Raw genomic sequence first — 21,938 nt, forward strand, 5'->3', positions numbered from 1 at the left:
ATGCATGATCATTTATTATTATTGTTTTGCACATAAGCGTGTGATTCCTTCGGATATGCTTCGAATATGAATTATCGATTGATCGTGAAAAGACCCTTTGCTTCAAGGTTTTGCCGTCCGGCGCGCCCGCGCGGGACCGGACGGGAGCCACGGACACACCCGCCCGGGAATCCATGCCCGGCCCTTGGGCAACGTCGCCCTTGCGGTTGCGCCTGCCCGCCCCTTCCGGGTATGGTTCCGGCGGTCCATGAAAGCTCCAGGGGGTAGCCCCGCGGGGCGCCGCCCGAGACATTCCGCGCCCAATCCATGATCAAGGAAAGAACCGAGCTGGCGACGCCGCACCTGAGCGGCCTGCTTGACTTCTGGCTCACCAAATGCATCGGCGGAAGGCCGCCGGTGTCCAGCAGCATCGCCCCGGCAGACCTGCGGCCGTGGAAGGATAATATTGTGATTTTCGAAGTCATCGGCGACGACGACTTCGTTTATTCCTATTATGGCCAGTCGCTCGCCGCCGCGTTCGGGCATTCGCGCCTGGGCGCCACGCTGGACGATCTTCCGGAGGAGCAGCGGGCCATCCTGCGCCCCGAATACGCCTCGCTCCTGCGCGAACGGCTGCCGGTCGCCCGCGTCTACACCGCCGACTTCAGCGGCGTCATGCGGACCTGGGAGCGGCTGGCCCTGCCGATGTCCAGCGACGGCGAGACCATCGACAAGATCCTGGTCGCCGCCTACGAACAGCCGCCGGACGAACCGCCCTGCGCCGCGCTCATTCCCGCCGCGGCGAACGAGGAGACGGATGACGAGGCCGAGCTGGACGTCGACGCGCTGGATGACGATGAACCGGATGCGGACGGCACGGCGGCCCCCGCCCCCGAGGCTCTTGCGGACGAAGACGCCGAAACGGACGGGATCGCGGACGCCGAGACCGAGACCGACGACACCCACGACGATGCCGAAGACGGCGAGTCCTTCTCCACCGAACAGAAACCGGGAGCCCCGGCATGACGCCGCGCACGCCCCACCTGACCGCGCCCGCGACCCAGTCGGGAGTCGTCACCGCCGACGAGTTCAATCTGTGGTGCGCGCTGAACGGCCGCCCCTTCAACCTGATTCCCAACGCGCGCCCGGACGGGCGGTTGCTGTGGGATGTGGAGGTGCTGCCCGGAACCCCGCGGGCCGGCACGGTCTATTCGACCAACCTCGGCGACGAGGCGCTGGCGGTGGTCGCCGGCTTCGCCTTCCTGTCCGGCGTCGAATGGGCCTATGAGGCGCGCCCCGCGGAGGCGGCCCCGGTCCTGGTGTCGGATGCGGCCGTGGACGCGCCGGCGGAGGTCGAGGACGTCCTTATTCCCGACGCCGAGGACCTGCCCGAGGAGGCGGAGCCTGACGAGGCGGCGGAGGACGCCCTCGCCGATGAGGACGAGGCGGACGAATACACCGACGACGCCGTCGCGCTGGACGACGCGGACGGGGACGCGGACGAGGATGGCGAATCCTTCGGCGAACCCGTCGGCGAGCCCACCGGGGAAGACGACCCCTACGCGCTGCCCGGCACCACGCTCCTCCAGAACCCGCCGCCGCGCCCGCCGCAGCAGCATGACGAGACGGTCCTGGCCCGCAACGCGCGGATGCTGGAGACGGTGCTGCGGAACTTCCGCGTCCGCGGCGAGATCATGGACGTGCGCCCCGGCCCCGTCGTCACGCTCTACGAGTTCGAGCCGGCGCCGGGCACCAAGTCGGCGACGGTCATCAACCTGACCGACGACATCGCCCGTTCCATGAGCGTGGTCACCGCCCGCATCGCCATCGTGCCGGGCCGCAGCGTGATCGGCGTCGAGCTGCCGAATCCGGTGCGCGAGATGGTCTATCTGCGCGAGATGTTCGACCACGCGGCCTTCGCCGAATCGCAGGCCCATCTCGCCATCGCGCTCGGCAAGGACATCAGCGGGGAACCGGTGGTCGCCGACCTCGCCCGCATGCCGCACCTGCTGGTCGCCGGCACCACCGGGTCGGGCAAGTCGGTCGCCATCAACACGATGATCCTGTCGCTGCTCTACCGGCTGCCGCCGGAGCGCTGCCGCTTCATCATGGTGGACCCGAAGATGCTGGAGCTGTCGGTGTATGACGGCATCCCGCATCTGCTGACCCCGGTCGTCACCGACCCGAAGAAGGCGGTGATCGCGCTGCGCTGGGCCGTGCGCGAGATGGAGAGCCGCTACGAGGCGATGTCCAAGCTCGGCGTGCGCAACATCGAGGGCTACAACGCCCGCATCGCCGAGATGATCGCCAACGGCGAGCCGATGCCCCGCCGCCATGTGCCCGGCGAGGCCGAGACCGTCTTCGACCTGACCCCGCAGGAGCCGACGCCGCTCCCCTACATCGTCGTGATTGTCGACGAGATGGCCGACCTGATGCTGGTCGCCGGCAAGGAGATCGAGGCGGCGATCCAGCGGCTCGCCCAGATGGCGCGGGCCGCCGGCATCCACCTGATCATGGCGACGCAGCGCCCGTCGGTGGACGTCATCACCGGCACCATCAAGGCCAACTTCCCGACCCGCATCAGCTTCCAGGTCACCTCCAAGATCGACAGCCGCACCATTCTCGGCGAAGCCGGGGCGGAGCAGCTCCTCGGCCAGGGCGACATGCTCTACATGGCCGGCGGCGGCCGCATCACCCGCGTCCACGGCCCCTTCGTCTCCGATTCGGAGGTCGAGGAGATCGTGCAGTTCATCAAGTCGCAGGGCGCCCCCAACTACGTCACCGCCATCACCGAGGAAGAGGATGAGGCGGTCGCCGACGAGGACGACGAGAGCGGCGGCAGCAACTCCGGCGACGACCTCTACATGCAGGCCGTCAACTTGGTGGTGCGCGAGGGCAAGGTGTCGGTCAGCTTCATCCAGCGCCAGCTCCAGATCGGCTACAACCGCGCCGCCCGTCTGGTCGAGCGGATGGAGACGGAGCGCGTGGTCGGCCAGGCCAACCACCAGGGCAAGCGCGAGGTGCTGCTGTCCCCCGCCGGCCTGTCGGCCAAGCGCGCCGGGGTCTAGGGAAGGGAGAGAGGGCGATGAGGGCGCATTTCGAACGGTTCGCGCGCTACAACCGCTGGGCCAACCGCCGCCTCTACGCGGTGGCGGCCGAGCTGTCGGACGCCCAGTACCGCGAGGACCGCAGCGCCTTCTTCCGCTCGGTGCGGGGCACGCTGAACCACATCCTGGTGGCCGACCGGGTGTGGCTGCGCCGCATCGAGGGGGACGGGCCGACGCCCTTCGCCCTCGACGAGATCCTTTATGACGGCTTCGACGATCTGCGCGCCGCCCGCGAGGCGGAGGACGAGCGCCTCATCCGCGTCGTGGCGGCGCAGGAGGAGGCCCGCTTCGCCACCGACCTCCACTACCACTCGCTGGCCGGGCAGGCCTTCACCATGCCCTTCTCCGCGGTGCTGGCCCATGTGTTCAACCACCAGACCCATCATCGCGGGCAGGTGCACACCCTGCTGACGCAGTTCGGGCTGGCCGCGCCCAGCATCGACCTCGCCTATTTCCTGCTGGACAAGTAGCCCCGCCGGTCTCTCACATGCGCGACGGCGACAGGCGGAACTCCACCACCCGGCTGGTGCGGGCCAGCTTGTCGATCAGCTCCATCGGGTCCGGCGTGCCGTTGGCCTGGAGCGTGAGCTGATACTCCAGGTGACCGCTGCCGTTGCGCAGGTGGAAGGCCCAGGACACGATCTCGTAGCCGTGCTCCAGCGCCTTGACGCGGAGCACCTCCGCCGGGGGCGCCTGATCGCGCTCGAACACCAGCATCACCTGGACCACCGTGTGGTGGGGCAGCACCGCCTCCAGCCGGCGGAAGGCGCTCATCACCAGGATGACCAGGAAGGCCGCGCCGATGGCCGCGGCGTAGAAGCCGAGCCCGATGGTCACCCCGATCGCCGCCGCCGTCCAGATCGACGCCGCGGTGGACAGGCCGCGGATGGAGAAGCCCTCCCGCATGATGACCCCGGCGCCGAGAAAGCCGATGCCGGTCACGATGCCCTGGACAACCCGCGTCGGGTCGCCGCCCCCGCCGTTTCCGCTCCCGATGCCACCGTACCACAGCCCCGGATAGGCGTTGACCACGGTCAGCGCCGTCGAGGCGAGGCAGACCAGCGCGTAGGTGCGCATCCCCGCCGCCCGCCCGTGGAAGGAGCGCTCGTACCCCATCAGGATGCCGAGCCCCAGCGCCCCGACCAGATGCAGCAGGATGACGCCGTTGACGGCCAGCTCAGCCGGTGACCAGTAGGCGGACAGGTTCTGCATGACGCTCCCTCCCCGGAACGAGCGGTCCCGGGACGCCCAGTGTAGCGCCGATTGGTTAGCGAAGGATCACCCTACCCAGCGCGCCCTACCCCAGCGCGCCGAGCGTCCAGCGGGCGAGCAGGGCCACCAGCATGCCCTCCGCGGTCGCCAGCATCAGCCGCAGCATCAGGCTCACGAGGTCGGTGAAGCGGTCGCGGCGGGGAAACACCTCGGCCAGCATGCCGGCGATGGCGCGGCGCAGGTTCAGGCTGACCAGCCCGATCACCAGCGCCACGGCGGCGGTGCCGACCACGTAATAGAGCGCGCCCTTCCAGCCGGCGAAGCTCTGCGGGTTCTCCAGATAGAAGAGCGTGCCGACAACGATCCACACGGCGGAGGGCCAAACCCCCACCATGTCGGCGCCGCCGGCCGGCTTGCCGTCGCCGGGCGACGGCATCGGAGATTCCGGCGGGGGCTGGGCGCTCCAGGGCACCGCCGCCTCCCGTCAGCCCCCCGGCACGTGCCGGAAAGCCAGCACGCGGGCCGGGCGGCCGTCCTCGTCGGACAGCGGCAGCAGCAGTTCGACGAAACGCGCGCCCGGCAGCATCGGGTCGTCGCGCACCAGAAGACCGCGCGGCTCCCCCGTCTCCAGGCAGGCGCGCAGGTCGGCGTTGAAGCGCGCCGCCGCCTCGGCGGGGTGGCAGTCGCTGACCGGGCGCGGCACCGCGCGCTGCCCGATCCGCCGCTGCACCGCCCGTCCACAAGCCCGGTAGAGGAAGTCCTCGCCGCCGCGCAGCGGTTCCATCAGGCACAGGCGCGGCACGCATTCGCGGATCTGGGCGGTGTCGATGTCATGCGCCTCCGGCATCGGACGCCCACGGAGGACGCGGCGCCAGTGGACGTAGAGCAGGCTGGCGATCTGCGGGATCTGGTCGAGGTCCAGCGGCTCCGACCGGCAGACCGGCGGCGCGGGGGGCGGCGGCGGAACGGCTGGGGCGGCGGTGGCAACCACGCGCACCGGCGCGGCCGCCACGGCCTCGGGCACCGGCGTGACGGCGGCAAGGGCGGGCGCCGGGCGGCTGGCGAAGACCGGCTGGCGCTCCGGCCGGCCGCCGTGCTTCTTCAGCATCGGCAGCGGCGCCCAGGTCGCGCAGGTGTGGTAGGAGCGCGTGACCTTCCGGTAATCCTGGCTGGTCGCCGTCCGGCACTCCCCCTCCGCGCTGTAGCGGTCGACGTGGACGAGCGTGTTGTCGTCCGACAGGGCGCGGTCGCCCCCCCACGAAACGCAGGCGGCGCAGGCGCGGCTGTCCTTGGCGAAAGCGTGGGTCATCGTTGGGCGCGAACTCCGGCGGCGATCAGGATCAGGTGTGCGGGCTTCTCCCGCTGGACGAATTCGGAACACGCCGGGTTTCCGGCGCACCCCGATTGATGACGCCCTTTCGGCGCGGGTTCAAGCCTTGCCTCGCCGCCCGCTGGCGATGTTTCAGACATGTGGCCCGCGCATCATCCCACCCCTTCCCCCGCGCCGCCTTGTTCCCTATAAAGGGGCCTCGCAACGACATATTGATCCGTGCCCTCTCACACCCGCGCCCCGAAAGGGGCCAATGGCGCGAGGGGGCTTTTGCTGCACGAACGTCGAGAAGCGGACCCATGCCCAAGCGCACTGATATCAAATCCATCTGCATCATCGGCGCGGGGCCGATCGTCATCGGCCAGGCTTGCGAGTTCGATTACTCCGGCGTCCAGGCGTGCAAGGCGCTGCGCGAGGAAGGCTTCCGCGTCATCCTGGTGAACTCCAACCCGGCCACCATCATGACCGATCCGGGTCTGGCCGACGCCACCTACATCGAGCCGATCACCCCGGCCGTGGTGGCGAAGATCCTGGAGAAGGAGCGCCCCGACGCCCTGCTGCCGACCATGGGCGGCCAGACCGCGCTGAACACCGCCATGGCCCTGTCCGACGACGGGACCCTCGAACGGCTCGGCGTGGAGATGATCGGCGCCAAGCGCGACGTCATCGCCAAGGCCGAGGACCGCATCCTGTTCCGCGACGCCATGGACAAGCTGGGCCTGGAATCGCCGCGCTCGCGCCTCGTGCGCAACATGCAGGAGGCGACCGAGGCGCTGGAGTTCGTCGGCCTGCCCGCGATCATCCGCCCCAGCTTCACGCTGGCCGGCACCGGCGGCGGCATCGCCTACAACCGTCAGGAGTTCGAGGACATCGTGCGCGGCGGCCTGCGCGCCAGCCCGGTCGGCGAGGTGCTGATCGAGGAGTCGGTGCTGGGCTGGAAGGAGTACGAGATGGAGGTCGTCCGCGACAAGGCGGACAACTGCATCATCGTCTGCGCCATCGAGAACATCGACCCGATGGGCGTCCACACCGGCGATTCGATCACCGTCGCCCCGTCGCTGACGCTGACGGACAAGGAATACCAGATCATGCGCAACGCCTCGATCGCGGTGCTGCGCGAGATCGGGGTGGAGACCGGCGGTTCCAACGTCCAGTTCGCGGTGAACCCGGCGGACGGCCGCCTGATCGTCATCGAGATGAACCCGCGCGTGTCGCGCTCCTCCGCGCTGGCCTCGAAGGCCACCGGCTTCCCGATCGCCAAGATCGCCGCGAAGCTGGCCATCGGCTACACGCTGGACGAGCTGACCAACGACATCACCGGCACCACCCCGGCCAGCTTCGAGCCGACGATCGACTACGTCGTCACCAAGATGCCGCGCTTCACCTTCGAGAAGTTCGCCGGCACGGAGCCGCTGCTGACCACCTCGATGAAGTCGGTGGGCGAGGCCATGTCGATCGGCCGCACCTTCCAGGAGTCGGTGCAGAAGGCGCTGCGCTCCATGGAGACCGGCCTGACCGGCTTCAACGAGGTGCGCATCGGCGACAGCGACACGCCGGACGCCTCGGCCATCCGCGGCGCGCTGGCCCGGCCGACGCCGGACCGCCTGCTGGTCATCGCCCAGGCCTTCCGCCACGGCTTCACCGTCGCCGAGGTCCAGCAGGTCTCCAAGTACGACCCGTGGTTCCTGGAGCAGATCAAGGCCATCGTGGACCGCGAGCAGGCGATCCGCAGCGGCGGCCTGCCGACCGACAAGGCCGGCTGGCAGGCGCTGAAGCAGATGGGCTTCTCCGACGCCCGTCTGGCCGAGCTGGCCGGCAAAAGCGAGAGTGAGGTCGCCGAGGCCCGCCGCGCCGCCGGGGTCACGCCGGTCTTCAAGCGCATCGACACCTGCGCCGCCGAGTTCGCCTCGCGCACGCCCTACATGTACTCGACCTACGAGACCGACGGCACGGGTGCCGCCGAGTGCGAATCGGACCCGACCGCTCAGCGGAAGGTGGTCATCCTGGGCGGCGGGCCGAACCGCATCGGCCAGGGCATCGAGTTCGACTATTGCTGCGTCCACGCCGTCTACGCGCTGCGCGAGGCCGGCATCGAGACCATCATGGTCAACTGCAACCCGGAGACGGTGTCCACCGACTACGACACCGCCGACCGCCTGTATTTCGAGCCGCTGACCGCCGAGGACGTGATTGAGCTGGTCCGCGTCGAGCAGCGCAACGGCACGGTTCTCGGCTGCATCGTGCAGTTCGGCGGCCAGACCCCGCTGAAGCTGGCCGACGCGTTGGAGAAGGCCGGCATCCCGATCCTCGGCACCTCGCCGGACGCCATCGACCTCGCCGAGGACCGCGAGCGCTTCCAGAAACTGCTGCACCAGCTCGACCTGCTGCAGCCGGCCAACGGCCTCGCCCGGTCGCTGGAGGAGGCGGAGACGGTTGCCGCGCGGATCGGCTTCCCCGTCGTCATCCGTCCGTCCTACGTGCTGGGCGGCCGCGCGATGGAGATCGTCCACGACATGGCCGGGCTCAAGCGCTACATGGGCAACGCCGTGAAGGTGTCGGGCAAGAACCCGGTGCTGATCGACAGCTACCTGCAGGACGCCATCGAGGTGGACGTGGACGTGGTGGCCGACGCCACCGGCCAGGTCTACATCGCCGGCATCATGGAGCACATCGAGGAGGCCGGCATCCATTCCGGCGACTCGGCCTGTGCGCTCCCGCCCTACTCGCTGCCCGCCGAGACCATCGCCGAGATCGGCCGCCAGGGCGAGGCGCTGGCCCGTGCCCTGCACGTCGTCGGGCTGATGAACGTCCAGTTCGCGGTGAAGGACGGCACGGTCTACATCCTGGAGGTCAACCCGCGCGCCAGCCGCACGGTGCCCTTCGTCGCCAAGGCCACCGGCACCGCCATCGCCAAGGTCGCCGCGCGCGTCATGGCCGGCGAGAAGCTGGCCGACTTCACGCTGAACGGCCCGACCCCGCCGCACACCGCCGTGAAGGAGGCCGTGTTCCCCTTCGCCCGCTTCCCCGGCGTCGACATCGTGCTCGGCCCGGAGATGAAGTCGACGGGCGAGGTGATGGGCCTCGACCACAACTTCGCGCTGGCCTTCGCCAAGTCGCAGCTCGGCGCCGGCGTCACCCTGCCGGTCCAGGGCACGGTCTTCATCTCGGTGAAGGAGCGCGACAAGCCGTCGGCCGTGCAGATCGGGCAGAAGCTGCACGCCATGGGCTTCCGCGTCCTGGCGACCACCGGCACCGCGGCGGCGCTGCGCCAGGCCGGCGTCCCGGCGGAGTCGATCAACAAGGTGGTGGAAGGCCAGCCGCACATCGTCGACGCGATGATCAACGGCGAGGTGCATCTGGTCATCAACACCACGGACGGCGCGCAGGCCCTGTCCGACAGCTTCAGCCTGCGGCGCACGGCGCTGACCTACAACCTGCCTTATTACACCACCATGGCCGGTGCACGCGCGGCGGTGGAAGCGATTGCCGCACTCCGGAACGGCAGCCTTGAAGTCGCGCCGCTGCAGTCGTACCTTAGCGGTTCCTATTAGGACGGTTTACGGCGCGGCGGACCTCCTCCGCCGCGCCGTAGCTTTCCCAGGGCGCTGCGTCGGCATGGTGATGGATTGAACGATGGAAAAAGTTCCAATGACTGCGGCGGGATACAACCGCCTGCAAGAGGAGTTGAAGCACCTCAAGACTGTCGAACGGCCCAACGTCATCAAGGCGATCGCCGAGGCGCGTGAGCATGGGGACCTGTCGGAAAACGCCGAATACACCGCCGCGCGTGAACGCCAGAGCTTCATCGAGGGCCGCGTCGCGGAGTTGGAGGACAAGATCAGCCGCGCCGAGGTCATCGACCCGACGAAGCTGTCCGGCAGTTCGGTGAAGTTCGGCGCCACCGTCACGCTCGCGGACGAGGACACCGACGAGGAGATCACCTACCAGATCGTCGGCCAGGACGAGAGCGACATCAAGAACGGCATGCTGTCCATCCAGGCGCCGCTGGCCCGCGCTCTGATCAACAAGTCGGTCGGCGACAGCGTGGAGGTCTCCACCCCCGGCGGCTCCAAGGTCTACGAGATCGTCACCGTCGCCTTCAAGTAAGCGCCGGTTCAAGATTCAGGGGCCGGTTCGCAAGACACCGCCCCGCCACCGACCGCGAAACGAAACGCCCCGCACCGGCAACCGGTGCGGGGCGTTTCGCTTTCATCCTTGGAACGGTCTGCTAGCCCCGCAGCCGCTCCGCCAGGAAGGCGCTGACCCGCTCGATGGCGTCCTTGCGGGCGGACTCGTCGGTGCCGACCGTCGCCTCGCCCGCCGGGGCGGTCGCCAGATTGTGGCGCTTGCGCAGCGGCGCATGGGGAGAGTCGAAGCCGTGATGGGCGTCGGGGTAGACCACGACCTCGGTGCGCTCCTTCACCGGCTCGCGGCTCGCCAGCTCCAGGCAACGCTCCGCCGGGGTCCACTCGTCCTTGCCGCCCAGCAACATCAGCAGCGGGCCCTCCGGCTGCCAGTCGGCGTCGCCCAGCGGCGTCCGGCAACCGGGATAGAAGGCGATGGCGGCGCGGAAGCCGTTCCCCTGTCCGCCCGGCCCATAGGCGGCCAGCACCGTGCCCGCCCCCTGCGACCAGCCCATCAGGGCGATCCGCTCGCTGTCCACGTCGCTGCGCGCGCGCAGATAGGCCAGCGCCGCCCAGGCGTCGCGCTTGCGCTCCTCGGTCGCCCGGACGGGGCGGTCCTTGACCGTGCAGACCTCCGCCACGCCGCGCGGGCCGAAACTGTCCACCATCAGCACCGCGTAGCCCTGTTCGCGCAGCGTCAGCGCCCAGTCGATGTGCCGGGCCGCCACCCGCCCGGTCTTGGCGTAAAGGCCGCTGCAGCCATGCAGCAGGACGACCGTGGCGTAGGGCCCCTCGGCCTTGGGACGCAGGAAACGCCCGGTCAGCGGCGTCGGGGCGCCGCTGGTCAGGTCGGCGTCGAGCGAGGGGAAACGGACGATCTCCTCCGCATGGACGCCCGGCGTGGCCGCCACAGCCGGCGGGGAGGCGAGCAGGGTCGGCAGGGCCAGAGCGGCGGCGAACGCCAGCGTCGGCAGCAACAGGCGCGGCGGAAGGGCACGGCGGCGGGGTGAGGCCATCATCGTCTCCCGGTCACGGGCAAAATCGGCGAAGTCGGTTGCGCGCAAGTTTAGCACCTTCGCCCTGTGGAAGCATCGCACGTGCGAAGACGGGCTGGAATCCATTTTTGGAAACGCTCGGCGTCACAAGATTGCGCGGTGACGCCCATCCCCGAAACGCGAACAGCCGGCACCACATCCCTTGCACGGGGTGCGGTGCCGGCTGTTCGGAAAAGGCTTCGCGTCGGTGCGGCGCCGCGTCAGCGGCGCGCCAGACGGGTCGAGGACTCGCCCTCGTCCTCCTCGTCGTCATCCTCCAGCGAGTCGGGGATGTCCGGCGAGTCCACATCGATCGGCACACCGGGCGTGTGCTTCGACGTGCGGATCGACAGGGCCGACTTGACGTGCGCCACGTTGGGCGCCGCCGTCAGCTTCGTGGTCAGGAAGCGCTGGTAGTCGTCCCAGTCCTCCGCAACGATCTTCAGCAGGAAATCATACTCGCCCGCCAGCATGTTGCATTCACGCACCATGGGCCAGGAGTTGACGAGTTCCTCGAATTTCTTTAGGTCCACTTCAGCTTGGCTGGACAGGCCGACCTGGGCGAACACGGTGACACCGAACCCGAGCGCGTCGGGATTGATGTCGGCGTGATAGCCGCGGATGAAGCCCGCCTCTTCCAAGGCGCGGACACGCCGCAAACACGGAGGGGCAGAGATGCCGGCACGCCTCGCGAGTTCTACGTTGGTCATCCGGCCGTCATTTTGCAGGTCGCGCAAAATCCGCCGGTCAATTCGGTCGAGTTTGACCCGCCGCATGGTTTGCTCGGTCGCTCCGGGGGTGATTTGAAGAAAGGATATTACACGGCGCAGCCATCCACGCCAAGCAAGAAACCCGTATCGGCGTCGGTGGAAAAACTTTCTATCGATGTATCCAGCTCCGACGCCCACCTGGGCGCGACAACCCGCCGCACCCTCAAAACCATTCGTGTGACGATGCAGTCCTCCCTTCCCGGTTCCCTCACCTGTTGGGTCGTCTCGGACGGCAAGCCCGGCATGGAAAACCAGTGCATCGGCCTCGCCGAGGCGCTGGGCCTCACCCCCGCCGTGAAGCGGGTGCGGCTGCGCAGCCCGTGGCGCCAGCTCAGCCCGTTCCTGCGGCTGGGCAACCGCTTCGCCGCCGGGCCGGAGGGCGATCCCATCCGCGCGCCCTGGCCCGACCTGATGATCGGGTCGGGGCGTCAGGCCATCGCGCCGCTGCTGGCCGCCAGCAAGCAGTCGCGCGGCCGGACCTTCACCGTCTACATCCAGGACCCCCAGATCAACCCGCGCCATTTCGGCCTCGTCGTGGTGCCCCGCCACGACCGGCTGCGCGGCCCCAACGTCATGGCCACCCGCGGCGCCCTGCACCGTGTGACGCCCAAGCTGCTGGCCGAGGCGGCGCAGCGCCACGCCCCGCGGCTCGCCGACCTGCCGCACCCGCGCGTCGCCGTTCTGATCGGCGGCACCAACGGCGTCTACGCCCTGACCCCGACCATCATGGGCGACGTCGCGGAGAAGCTGTCGGAGCTGGCCCGCGGCAAGGGGGCCGGGCTGATGGTCACCCCGTCGCGCCGCACCGGCGCCGACAACGAGGCGATCCTGCGCGCCCGCCTGAACGGCCTGCCGGCGGAGGTGTGGGACGGCACCGGCGAGAACCCCTATTTCGCCTATCTCGGGCTGGCCGACGCCGTTGTGGTGACCTGCGACAGCGTGTCCATGACCTCGGAAGCCTGCTCCACCGGAAAGCCGGTCTACGTGATCGAGCTGGAGGGCGGCTCGCCCAAGTTCCGCAGCTTCCACGAAGAACTCTACAAGGAAGGCATCACCCGACCCTTCACCGGCGCCCTAGAGCACTGGACCTACCCAACGTTGGACGACACCCGGCAAGTCGCCGAAGAGTTGCGACACCGTCTTCTCGCCCACCGCGCCAAGCATGACGCTTGAAATCCGGGGCGCCGCGCGCCCCGCGTTGCCGCGATGCATCGTTGTTTTCTTGCGCTCATCAGGGGATGATTCCTGTCAAACGCTTCATGAACGCTAATTCATTTAGCGCGTGTCCCGGCGCGTGGTAATTCGCTTTTACCGCTGGGACGCATTGGATTTCTTCGCATGGTCACGCCCGACGCGGTCCAGGATGCCTTCATCCGCTGCCTGGACAACGCCCCGATCAAGGATGAGCCCTATCGCCACTGGCTGCTGTCGCGCGCGCTCACCGACGAGGCCGCGGACGGCATCGCCGCCCTGCCCTGGGCGCCGCCTCCGGTCGGCGACACCATGGGCAAGCGCGACACCAACAACGCCACCCGCAGCTATTTCTGCGCCCGCAGCCGGGCCGAGCATCCCGTCTGCGACGCGGTCGCCACGGCCTTCCAGCGGCGGGCGGTGACGGAGGCGATCGGGCGCACCTGCGGCGTCGATCTGGCCGGCACCTCGCTGCGCATCGAATATTGCCAGGACACCGACGGCTTCTGGCTGGAGCCGCACACCGACATCGGCGTCAAGAAGTTCACGATGCTGATCTATCTCTCCAAGGGGCCGGACTGCGCCGGCTGGGGCACCGACGTGCTGGACGCCACCCGCACCGTCGTCACCCGCGCGCCCTACGCCTTCAACGGGGGACTGGTCTTCGTTCCCGGAACGAACACGTGGCATGGCTTCGCCCCGCGCCCGATCCGCGGCGTCCGCAAGTCGATCATCGTGAACTACGTCGGCCCTGAATGGCGCGCGCGCCACGAGCTGGCCTTCCCCGACTCGCCTGTCGCCTGAATTGCCGTGACCTGAATTGCTGCCGTCTGGAGACCGCCCCATGTCCATACCCACCTCCATGCTGGATCTGGACCGCTTCCGCGCTACCCCGCTGCAGCACGAGCCGTTCGACTTCCTCTGCGTCCCCGGCTTCGTGAAGCGGGAGCATCTGGAGGCTCTGCACCGCGACTACCCCAGGGTGGACAAACCCGGCTCGATCCCGTTGGGCGTTTTCCCGCAGGGCCCGGCCTTCGACGCCCTGATCGAGGAGCTGCGCGGCGAGGCGGTCTGCCAGGCCTTCTCGGAGAAGTTCGGGCTGGACCTGTCGCGCTACCCGACCATGTTCACCGCCCGCGGCATGTGCCGGGCGACGGACGGCAAGATCCACCCCGATTCGGCCAGCAAGATCGTCACCGTCCTGATCTACATGAACCCACCCTGGGAGGCGTCGGGCGGGCGCCTGCGCGTCCTGCGCAGCCCGAACCTGGAAGATTACGCCGCCGAGGTGCCGCCGGACGAGGGCACGCTGCTGTGCTTCCGCCGCTGCGACACCTCGTGGCACGGGCACCACTCCTTCGAGGGCCGGCGCCGCGCCGTGCAGATGAACTGGGTCCGCAACAGCGTCTACATCTGGCACGAGCAGTGGCGCCACCGCGTCGGCGCCTGGCTGAAGAACCGCAAGGCCCCGGCCCACCCGTGAGGGAGGTTCCCCGGGCCGGCCGGGGTGAAACATCGTCCCCATGAGGGGGCGGCATGGCAGGCTTTCCGATGACAGCGCGCCCGATCTGGACCATATGTTCGGCGCGGCCCTATGGTCCGCACCAGACCAGATCGTGACGGACAGAGCGATGCCCAGCACCCACCACACCAAGGTTCTCATCATCGGCGCCGGTCCTGCCGGCTATACCGCGGCCATCTACGCGGCGCGCGCCAACCTGCAGCCGCTGATGGTGCAGGGGATGCAGCCGGGCGGCCAGCTCATGATCACCACCGACGTCGAGAACTATCCCGGCTTCGCCGACCCCATCCAGGGGCCGTGGCTGATGGAGCAGATGCAGAAGCAGGCGGAGCATGTCGGGACCAAGATGGTCTTCGACCTGATCACCGACGTCGACTTCAGCCAGCGCCCCTTCGTCTGCAAGGGCGACTCGGGCGACACCTACACCGCCGACAGCGTCATCATCGCGACCGGCGCGCAGGCCCGCTGGCTGGGCATCTCCAGCGAGGAGATCTACCGCGGCTTCGGCGTGTCGGCCTGCGCCACCTGCGACGGCTTCTTCTTCCGCGGCAAGGAGATCGCGGTGATCGGCGGCGGCAACTCCGCGGTGGAGGAGGCGCTGTACCTCACCAACCACGCCTCCAAGGTGACGGTCATCCACCGCCGCGACAGCTTCCGCGCCGAGCGGATCATGCAGGACCGGCTGTTCCGCAACCCCAAGATCGAGGTGGTCTGGGACAGCGTGGTCGAGGAGATCGTCGGCGAGGGCGACGGCTCGCTGGGCAACCCGCGCGGCGTCACCGGCGTGCGCGTGAAGAACGTGAAGTCGGGCGAGGAGCGGGTCATCCCGGTCGCCGGCGTCTTCGTCGCCATCGGCCATGTCCCGGCCACCGCCGTCTTCCAGGGCAAGGTGGAGACCGACTCCGAGGGCTACATCGTCACCGCCCCCGATTCGACGGCCACCAACGTGCCGGGCGTCTTCGCGGCGGGCGACGTGAAGGACAAGATTTACCGGCAGGCCGTCACCGCCGCTGGCATGGGCTGCATGGCCGCCCTGGAGGCCGAGCGCTGGCTGGCCCACCACGAGGGCGAGCCGAGCCCGGCGGGCAACTGGTAAGGCTTTTTATGGCGGGGGCCGGGCGACCGGCCCCCTCCTACCGCCGCTTCATCAGCCCGTCGACGCTGAACCGCCCGGCCCCGGCGGCGATCAGCGCGAGGAAGCCGCCGATGATGGCGAGGTTCTTCATGAACTGGATGCGCTGCATCCCCTGGGCCTCCGGCGGGTAGGTCCAGTAGCGGTGGGCGATCAGCGTCGCCATGATGGTGAAGAGCACCACCGCCGCCGCGGCCAGCCGCGTCCAGGCCCCCAGCACCACGGCCAGACCGCCGAAGCACTCCACCGCACCGCCCAGCGCCGCCAGCAGCATCGGCATGGGCAACCCCTGCCCTTCCAGGCTCCCGGCGAACGCGCCGAGGTCCATCAGCTTGCCGAATCCGCTCTGCACGAAGATCGCCCCGATCAGCAGCCGCGCGGCCAGCAGCAGGGCATCCTGCCCGCCCGTCGCCGCACGGTCCGCTCCCCGCACCCGGTCGTAGTCGTAGGAGGCCATGGCGCCCTCTCCCGCGTCCATCGGACATTCCCTGGAGAACGCGCGGCCCCGCCTCTTGTTGCGCCCCTGTTGTTTTCTTTGGCCCCAAAAGGACGGGGCGCCGACCCGAAGGACGGCGCCCCATCAATTCGCGGGCCGCGCTGCGCCGCCCGGCGGCGCTGCCGACTACTCCAGCATGGAGCGCAGCATCCAGGCGGTCTTCTCGTGGATCTGCAGGCGCTGGGTCAGCAGGTCGGCGGTCGGCTGGTCGTTGGCCTCCTCGGCGGTCGGGAAGACCTTCCGGGCGGTGCGGGCGACGGCCTCATGCCCCTCGACAAGCTGGCGCAGCATCTCCTGGGCGTTCGGAACGCCCTGCTCCTCCTTGATCGAGGCGAGCTTGGTGAACTGCGAGAAGCTGCCCGGCGCCGGATAGCCGAGGGCGCGGATGCGCTCCGCCACCTCGTCCAGGGCGGTCCACAGCTCCGTGTACTGGGTCATGAACATGGTGTGGAGCGTGTTGAACATCGGCCCCGTGACGTTCCAGTGGAAGGAATGCGTCTTCAGATACAGGGCGAAGGTGTCGGCGAGCACGTTGTTCAGGCCTTCGGCGATGGCCTTGCGGTCGGCTTCCGCGATCCCGATGTCGATCTGCATGGTTTCTCAATCCTCCGAGGGGTTGTCTTCCATTCTTGGCTGCAATCGAGGCTACGCCCCGCTGCACCCCGGGTAAAGTCCCTACTTTAGAAAGTTTCTAAACAGCAGCCCTGCGCGATCCGCATGCCCCGGCATGCCGTGAAGGCCACCCCGACAAGCTTGGGCGCGCCCGGTGCGGATCAAGATGTGCGCCGCAACAGCATGCGTATCAAGCGTCCGTATCGGGCGCCCCGAAGACGCGGCCCCACGCCGTCAGTGATAAAGGCCGACATAGGCGACCAGCTCCTGGCCCGGCACGCGCTTCACGAAGGTGGTCTTGGGCTCGATCCGGTTGTTGGCCGGATTAAGCCAGCGGTAGTCCACCCAGCCTTCGCCCCCGTCCCGCGCCACCGACAGGATATCGCGGACGATGTCGCGCCCGTCCGGGTCCTTCACATTGATGACGCTCATCCCGACTCCGGCGGGCCGCGGCGGATAGACCCTCCACACCCCGGCGAAGTCGATGACGGTGACGTAGAGCGCGCCGTGCCGGAACTCGCCGTCGCGGTTGAACACCGCCGCCGCCGCCTCCAGGCCCCGCGTGGCGATCAGCTCCGCCGCCTTCAGCGCGACGGCGCGGACCTGCTCGCGCTCCGGATCGCCGGGCTGGGCGCGGAGGCCCGCCGGCTGCAACGGCGCGAGCAGGAGGACGGCCAGCAGGACCCACAGGACGTGGCGCCGCGGCGTTCGGACAAAGGCGCTCGTGACAGATCTCATGGCAAATCCCCCGGACCGGCCAAAGCGGAAGCGTCATGCGGAGACGGGGCGCCGATCGGTCCGCCCACTGTCGAAAGAAAGTCGGCCTCCGGCAATCCGCAATCCTGCGGCCTATTGCCGCAAAGTTCCGCGCGCGCCACACTGTCCCCCAGCGTCCGGCACCAAAGGCCCGCCCGGCCTCCGCCGATCGATCGGCACCATTTAACGGAGCGCGCCGGCCCGGACCGCATTTGGGAGGAGCAACGCATGCGCATCGCAATCATGGGGGCGGGCGCGGTCGGCGGCTATTTCGGGGCGCGCCTCGCGGCGGCCCAGGGAGCCGAGGTGCATTTCATCGCCCGCGGCCCGCATCTGGAGGCCATCCGCCGCGACGGCCTGCGCATCGAGAGCGAGGCCGCCCCCCTGCACCTGACCGACGTCCGCGCGACCGACGACCCGGCGGAGGTCGGGCCGGTGGACCTCGTGCTGTTCGCCGTCAAGCTGTGGGACACCGACCGAGCGGCGGAGGCCTGCCGCCCGCTGGTGAAGCCGGGCACGGTGGTCGTCACCGTGCAGAACGGCGTCACCGGGATGGACACGCTGTGCCAGATCCTGGGGCGGGAGCATGTGGCGGGCGGCGTCGCCCACATCGGCGCCACCATCGCCGCCCCCGGCGTGATCCGCCACACCGGAACGCTGGCCCGCCTGACCTACGGGGAGCTGGACGGGCGCCCCTCGCCCCGGCTGACCGCCTTCCACGCGCTGGCCGAGACGGCCGGCTTCGAGGGGGTGCTGTCCGCGGCGATCCTGCGCGCGCAGTGGGAGAAGTTCGCCTTCCTGGCGCCCTTCAGCGGCGTCACCGCCCTGACCCGCCAGCCCGCCGGGGTGATCCGCCGCGTTCCGGAGAGCCGCGCCCTGTTCCTCGACGCGGTGGCCGAGGTCGCCCGGCTGGCCCGCGCCCGCGACGTCGATCTGGGCACCGGCATCGTCGCCCGCGTCGAGGCCCTGCTCGACGGCGTGCCGCCCGTCATGACCTCGTCCATGCTGAACGACCTGACGCGGGGCGGGCGGCTGGAACTGCCCTGGCTGTCCGGGGCGGTGGTGCAGCTCGGCTCGGAGCTGGGGGTGCCGACGCCCGTCCACCGGGTGATCGCGGCGGCCCTGGCGCCCTACGCCGATGGTGCCCCTTCAAACAGCCCGCCCTAGGGCAGGACACCCCACCAGGGGCGGCGTGACGTCATGCCGCCCCTTTTTTCCATCGACAGGTCCCCCGCCACGGGTGGACCATAACCTTGAAAAGGCACTGTTTTCAAAGCACCGGACCAGTCCGGCACCCTGTCAGGGCCATGCGCGCCGCCGGTGCTTCCGGCCACAGCGTCCCACCCGGCCCACCCAGGCCACCCGGCGTTCCGGCCGATGCCCACACGGGAAGACGCCATACGGGAGGTGTGCATGCCCCATTCACAGATCCAGACGGCCCGCTGCGCTGCGCTGGTCGGCCCCTATCTCAGCGGCAAGACATCGCTTCTGGAAAGCCTGTTGTCCGCCGCCGGGGCGACCACGCGCAAGGGCAGCGTCCGCGACGGCAACGCGGTCGGCGACAGCTCCCCCGAGGCCAAGGCCCGGCAGATGAGCGTCGAGGTCAACGTCGCCTCCTTCGAGTTCCTGGGCGAGCGCTGGAGCGTGCTCGACTGCCCCGGCTCGGTGGAGCTGGCCTGCGAGACGCAGAGCGCCCTGATGGTGGCGGACGTCGCGGTGATCGTGGCCGAGGCGGCGCCGGAAAAGGCCGTGCTGCTCGCCCCCCTGTTCAAGTTCCTCGACGACAACCGCATCCCCCACCTGCTGTTCATCAACAAGGTCGACAGCCTGGGCGACCTCAGGGTGCGCGACGTGGTGCAGGCCTATCAGGCGGTGTCGGCGCGCAAGCTGGTGCTGCGCGAGGTGCCGATCCGCGAGGGCGGCAAGATCACCGGCTTCGTCGATCTGGTCAGCGAGCGCGCCTGGCACTTCAACCCGCACAAGCCGTCCAACCTCGTCCAGATCCCCGACAGCCTGAAGGACCGCGAGCACGAGGCGCGGCAGGAGATGCTGGAGGCGGTGGCCGACTATGACGACGCGCTTCTGGAGAAGCTGCTGGAGGACGTCGCCCCCGACACGCAGGAGGTCTACGACCGGCTGGCCAGCGAGCTGGCCGACGACCTGATCGTCCCGGTCTTCTTCGGCTCGGCCGAGAACGACAACGGCATCCGCCGCCTGCTGAAGGCGCTGCGCCACGAGGGGCCGGACGTCGCCACCTCGGCGGAGCGCGCCGGCATCCCGGCGGAGGCCACGGTGGCCGCCCAGGTCTTCAAGACGCTGAACGGCTCCCACGCCGGCAAGATCAGCCTCGTCCGCGTCTGGCGGGGCACCGTCAGCGACGGCATGACGCTGGGCGGGGAGCGGGTGTCCGGCGTCTTCCGCATGATGGGCCACAACCAGGAAAAGCTGTCCCAGGCGGCGGCCGGCGAGGTGGTGGCGCTCGGCCGGCTCGACAAGGCGGCGACCGGCGACCTGCTGACCGACAAGGGCAACGCCGGCCGGTCGGCGCCGTGGCCGGAGCTGCCGCCGCCGGTCTTCGGCCTCGCCCTGCACGCCCAGAACCGCAACGACGAGGTGAAGCTGACCGCGGCCATCCAGAAGCTGGTCGAGGAGGACCCGTCGCTGAAGCTGGACCAGTCCACCGACACCGGCGAACTGGTGCTGTGGGGCCAGGGCGACATCCATCTCCAGATCGCCATGGACCGGCTGCGCAACAAGTTCAACGTCTCGGTCAAGGGCGTGCCGCCGCAGGTGCCCTACCGCGAGTCGATCCGCAAGGGCACCGCCCACCACGCCCGCTACAAGCGGCAGACCGGCGGCCACGGCCAGTTCGCCGACATCCATGTGGAGGTCAAGCCGCTGCCCCGCGGCGCCGGCTTCCAGTTCGAGGACGGCGTCGTCGGCGGCGTCGTGCCGCGCCAGTTCATCCCGGCGGTGGAGACCGGCGTGCGCGACTACGCCGTGCGCGGGCCGCTGGGCTTCCCCGTGGTCGACTTCGCGGTGAAGCTGACCGGCGGCCAGTTCCACGCCGTGGACAGCTCCGAGATGGCTTTCAAGACGGTGGCGCGGCAGGCGATGACCGAGGCGCTGCCGGCCTGCGAGCCGGTGCTGCTGGAACCGATCCTGACCGTCTCCATCGCCGTGCCTAGCGACTTCACGTCGAAGGTGCAGCGGCTGGTCAGCGGGCGGCGCGGGCAGATCCTCGGTTACGACGCGCGCCCCGGCTGGCAGGGCTGGGACGAGGTGAAGGCCTATCTGCCGCAGGCCGAGATGCACGACCTGATCGTCGAGCTGCGCTCCCTGTCGCTCGGCGTCGGCACCTTCACCTGGAGCTTCGAGCGGTTGCAGGAGCTGACCGGCAAGGCCGCCGACAAGGCGGTGGAGATCCGCAAGGAGACGCTGGCGGCGCAGTAGCGCTGGAAGTGTGGGAGCGCGGGGCCGGGGGAGCGTCCTCCGGCCCCTTTCTCATGGCCGGAAGCAAGACCGAAGAAAGAAAATCTGCTCAACAATAAATCAGCGCCACAAGCAACAAGTAATTCTTACATAACCCGCCATGTGATGAGGGCAAGCGAGCGATGCAGCGATTGCACTTTTGGTATTTGGTATACCAGAGCACAGTGTCTTCATCGAACGACGGAGATGATCATGACCTATGCGACTGTGACCCATCTGCATGCCAACCAAAACGGCACGAAGCGCTCGACTTTCCTGGCGGCCTTCGCGTCTTTCATGAACGCTTGGTGCGAGAAGTCCCGTCTGTACGGCGTCCTGTGAGCATGCCTCGCCGGCAGCCGGACGACACCGGACGACGAAAGGGCCGCGATCCAGTCGCGGCCCTTTCTGATTCCAGCCCCATCCGAGCGCGCGCCCTGACCGCCCCCCTCAGTCGCGCGCTTCCGCGGCGATCCGCAAATGGCGGCGCGCCCCGCGCGGCGGCCGGTTCATGTTGGCCGGACGCCCGCAGGGCCGGTTGGAGGTGAGAAAGGCGCCGGGGTTCCGGTGGGTTCCCCACAGCGTGGTGAGCAGGGACGCGACGGCGGTCGCGGCAAAGGTGGCGAGGCACAGCGCCACGGCGAGTGAGATCGGTTCCAGAACCATGGAAACTCCCGCACGGACAAATCGGGGCGCCGGTTCCGGACGGCGCATCCATCGAGGCGACACTCCGACAACAGGCCGACCGGCGGGCGTTGCACGGCGTTCCGCCCCTCCTTACCCCTCAGCATAGCCACGCCCCGTCCCCCAGGACCTGCGCGTTTTTCACAGGGCGGCACGTCATGCCGAGCCGCACGCTCCGCTGCCGCTTGGTGGCCTTTGCAAAATGCGCCGGTCAATGGATTAAAAACCTAATCCATACGTCTCCAATCACACGGCACCGGTGACGCTCGACCAGAAAGCTGGCCAGTTTTTATCCCTGGGATCGCGGTTTATCCTCACACATCCGAAATATCAGAATGACAAAAGGCTGCCCCTGACTCAACAGGGACAGCCTTTAGGGAGGTGACGCAGCTTGCGGCCCAAGCTTACTGAGTCCATTAAGATATGTGATCCCACCATTCACTGAACAACCATCGGAATTCAACATGAACTGCTTTTCATCATTGACGCCATGATCATATACAATATGGGTATGACCG

21 protein-coding genes are annotated in these 21,938 nt (G+C 68.7%); 12 read left to right on the forward strand and 9 right to left on the reverse strand.

Going from position 1 to position 21,938, the window contains the following annotated elements; translation table 11 throughout:
* Positions 1-447 precede the first annotated feature (447 nt).
* From FBZ83_RS09850 to FBZ83_RS09860, 3 genes are read left to right on the forward strand one after another with little or no spacing between them, the layout of a single operon-like run.
* A complete protein-coding gene (locus FBZ83_RS09850; protein WP_247888242.1) occupies positions 448-1,005 on the forward strand; it encodes a PAS domain-containing protein in 558 nt (185 codons plus the stop codon).
* The gene (locus FBZ83_RS09855; protein ID WP_145682291.1) at positions 1,002-3,047 is read left to right on the forward strand and encodes a DNA translocase FtsK; all 2,046 of its coding nucleotides are present in this window, start codon (positions 1,002-1,004) and stop codon (positions 3,045-3,047) included. The genes FBZ83_RS09850 and FBZ83_RS09855 overlap by 4 nt, the downstream gene beginning before the upstream one ends.
* Before the next feature lie 17 nt (positions 3,048-3,064).
* Positions 3,065-3,556, forward strand: a complete 492-nt coding sequence (locus tag FBZ83_RS09860) for a DinB family protein (protein ID WP_145682292.1) — start codon at positions 3,065-3,067, stop codon at positions 3,554-3,556.
* Positions 3,557-3,569: 13 nt separating this feature from the next.
* Here FBZ83_RS09860 and FBZ83_RS09865 read toward each other — a convergent pair whose 3' ends face one another.
* The 3 genes from FBZ83_RS09865 to FBZ83_RS09875 all read right to left on the reverse strand — a co-directional run bounded on the left by FBZ83_RS09865 (position 3,570) and on the right by FBZ83_RS09875 (position 5,607).
* A complete protein-coding gene (locus FBZ83_RS09865) occupies positions 3,570-4,298 on the reverse strand; it encodes an MgtC/SapB family protein (RefSeq protein ID WP_145682293.1) in 729 nt (242 codons plus the stop codon).
* Positions 4,299-4,383: 85 nt separating this feature from the next.
* On the reverse strand, positions 4,384-4,734 hold the full coding sequence (locus tag FBZ83_RS09870) for a hypothetical protein (protein ID WP_145682294.1): 351 nt from the start codon (positions 4,732-4,734) through the stop codon (positions 4,384-4,386).
* Positions 4,735-4,782: 48 nt separating this feature from the next.
* On the reverse strand, positions 4,783-5,607 hold the full coding sequence (locus FBZ83_RS09875) for a hypothetical protein (protein WP_145682295.1): 825 nt from the start codon (positions 5,605-5,607) through the stop codon (positions 4,783-4,785).
* A 320-nt stretch (positions 5,608-5,927) separates the two neighbouring features.
* On the opposite strand from FBZ83_RS09875, the gene carB reads away from it, so the two are divergent.
* Entirely contained in the window at positions 5,928-9,179 is a 3,252-nt protein-coding gene (carB, locus tag FBZ83_RS09880; protein WP_145682296.1) for a carbamoyl-phosphate synthase large subunit, read from the forward strand.
* A gap of 82 nt (positions 9,180-9,261) precedes the next feature.
* Positions 9,262-9,735 (forward strand): transcription elongation factor GreA, encoded by a 474-nt coding sequence (gene greA / locus FBZ83_RS09885; protein WP_079285121.1) that lies wholly within the window; start codon positions 9,262-9,264, stop codon positions 9,733-9,735.
* 121 nt (positions 9,736-9,856) lie between these two features.
* Here the strand turns inward: greA and FBZ83_RS09890 are convergent, their stop codons facing one another.
* The gene (locus FBZ83_RS09890) at positions 9,857-10,768 is read right to left on the reverse strand and encodes a dienelactone hydrolase family protein (RefSeq protein ID WP_145682506.1); all 912 of its coding nucleotides are present in this window, start codon (positions 10,766-10,768) and stop codon (positions 9,857-9,859) included.
* A 239-nt stretch (positions 10,769-11,007) separates the two neighbouring features.
* The gene (locus FBZ83_RS09895) at positions 11,008-11,562 is read right to left on the reverse strand and encodes an Lrp/AsnC family transcriptional regulator (RefSeq protein ID WP_145677495.1); all 555 of its coding nucleotides are present in this window, start codon (positions 11,560-11,562) and stop codon (positions 11,008-11,010) included.
* A gap of 237 nt (positions 11,563-11,799) precedes the next feature.
* Here FBZ83_RS09895 and FBZ83_RS09900 point away from each other — a divergent pair, with 237 nt between their 5' ends.
* From FBZ83_RS09900 to trxB, 4 genes are all read left to right on the forward strand, one after another.
* Positions 11,800-12,729, forward strand: coding sequence for a mitochondrial fission ELM1 family protein (locus tag FBZ83_RS09900; RefSeq protein ID WP_247888243.1), 930 nt, complete (start codon positions 11,800-11,802; stop codon positions 12,727-12,729).
* A gap of 165 nt (positions 12,730-12,894) precedes the next feature.
* On the forward strand, positions 12,895-13,551 hold the full coding sequence (locus FBZ83_RS09905) for a 2OG-Fe(II) oxygenase (RefSeq protein WP_145682297.1): 657 nt from the start codon (positions 12,895-12,897) through the stop codon (positions 13,549-13,551).
* A 40-nt stretch (positions 13,552-13,591) separates the two neighbouring features.
* Positions 13,592-14,230 (forward strand): 2OG-Fe(II) oxygenase, encoded by a 639-nt coding sequence (locus tag FBZ83_RS09910; RefSeq protein WP_145682298.1) that lies wholly within the window; start codon positions 13,592-13,594, stop codon positions 14,228-14,230.
* Between the two features lie 148 nt (positions 14,231-14,378).
* Positions 14,379-15,365, forward strand: coding sequence for a thioredoxin-disulfide reductase (trxB, locus tag FBZ83_RS09915; RefSeq protein ID WP_035675595.1), 987 nt, complete (start codon positions 14,379-14,381; stop codon positions 15,363-15,365).
* A 37-nt stretch (positions 15,366-15,402) separates the two neighbouring features.
* Here trxB and FBZ83_RS09920 read toward each other — a convergent pair whose 3' ends face one another.
* The 3 genes from FBZ83_RS09920 to FBZ83_RS09930 form a co-directional block, all read right to left on the reverse strand.
* Complete coding sequence (locus FBZ83_RS09920) at positions 15,403-15,879, reverse strand: DoxX family protein (protein WP_247888244.1); 477 nt, start codon at positions 15,877-15,879, stop codon at positions 15,403-15,405.
* A gap of 144 nt (positions 15,880-16,023) precedes the next feature.
* Positions 16,024-16,491 carry a Dps family protein gene (locus FBZ83_RS09925; RefSeq protein ID WP_035675596.1) on the reverse strand — a complete coding sequence of 156 codons (468 nt, stop codon included), beginning with the start codon at positions 16,489-16,491 and terminating at the stop codon, positions 16,024-16,026.
* Positions 16,492-16,743: 252 nt separating this feature from the next.
* On the reverse strand, positions 16,744-17,247 hold the full coding sequence (locus tag FBZ83_RS09930; protein WP_145682300.1) for a cache domain-containing protein: 504 nt from the start codon (positions 17,245-17,247) through the stop codon (positions 16,744-16,746).
* A gap of 246 nt (positions 17,248-17,493) precedes the next feature.
* Between FBZ83_RS09930 and FBZ83_RS09935 the strand changes: the two genes are divergently transcribed.
* From FBZ83_RS09935 to FBZ83_RS32305, 3 genes are all read left to right on the forward strand, one after another.
* Complete coding sequence (locus FBZ83_RS09935) at positions 17,494-18,432, forward strand: ketopantoate reductase family protein (protein WP_145682301.1); 939 nt, start codon at positions 17,494-17,496, stop codon at positions 18,430-18,432.
* Between the two features lie 246 nt (positions 18,433-18,678).
* Positions 18,679-20,718, forward strand: a complete 2,040-nt coding sequence (locus FBZ83_RS09940) for an elongation factor G (protein ID WP_145682302.1) — start codon at positions 18,679-18,681, stop codon at positions 20,716-20,718.
* A 231-nt stretch (positions 20,719-20,949) separates the two neighbouring features.
* Positions 20,950-21,078 (forward strand): hypothetical protein, encoded by a 129-nt coding sequence (locus FBZ83_RS32305; RefSeq protein WP_282186894.1) that lies wholly within the window; start codon positions 20,950-20,952, stop codon positions 21,076-21,078.
* Between the two features lie 108 nt (positions 21,079-21,186).
* On the opposite strand, the gene FBZ83_RS09945 is transcribed toward FBZ83_RS32305, so the two are convergent.
* Positions 21,187-21,402, reverse strand: a complete 216-nt coding sequence (locus tag FBZ83_RS09945; protein ID WP_145682303.1) for a hypothetical protein — start codon at positions 21,400-21,402, stop codon at positions 21,187-21,189.
* Positions 21,403-21,938: the final 536 nt, after the last annotated feature.

It is taken from the genome of Azospirillum brasilense (assembly GCF_007827815.1).
In the GTDB taxonomy this organism is placed as follows: Bacteria; Pseudomonadota; Alphaproteobacteria; order Azospirillales; family Azospirillaceae; genus Azospirillum; species Azospirillum brasilense_C.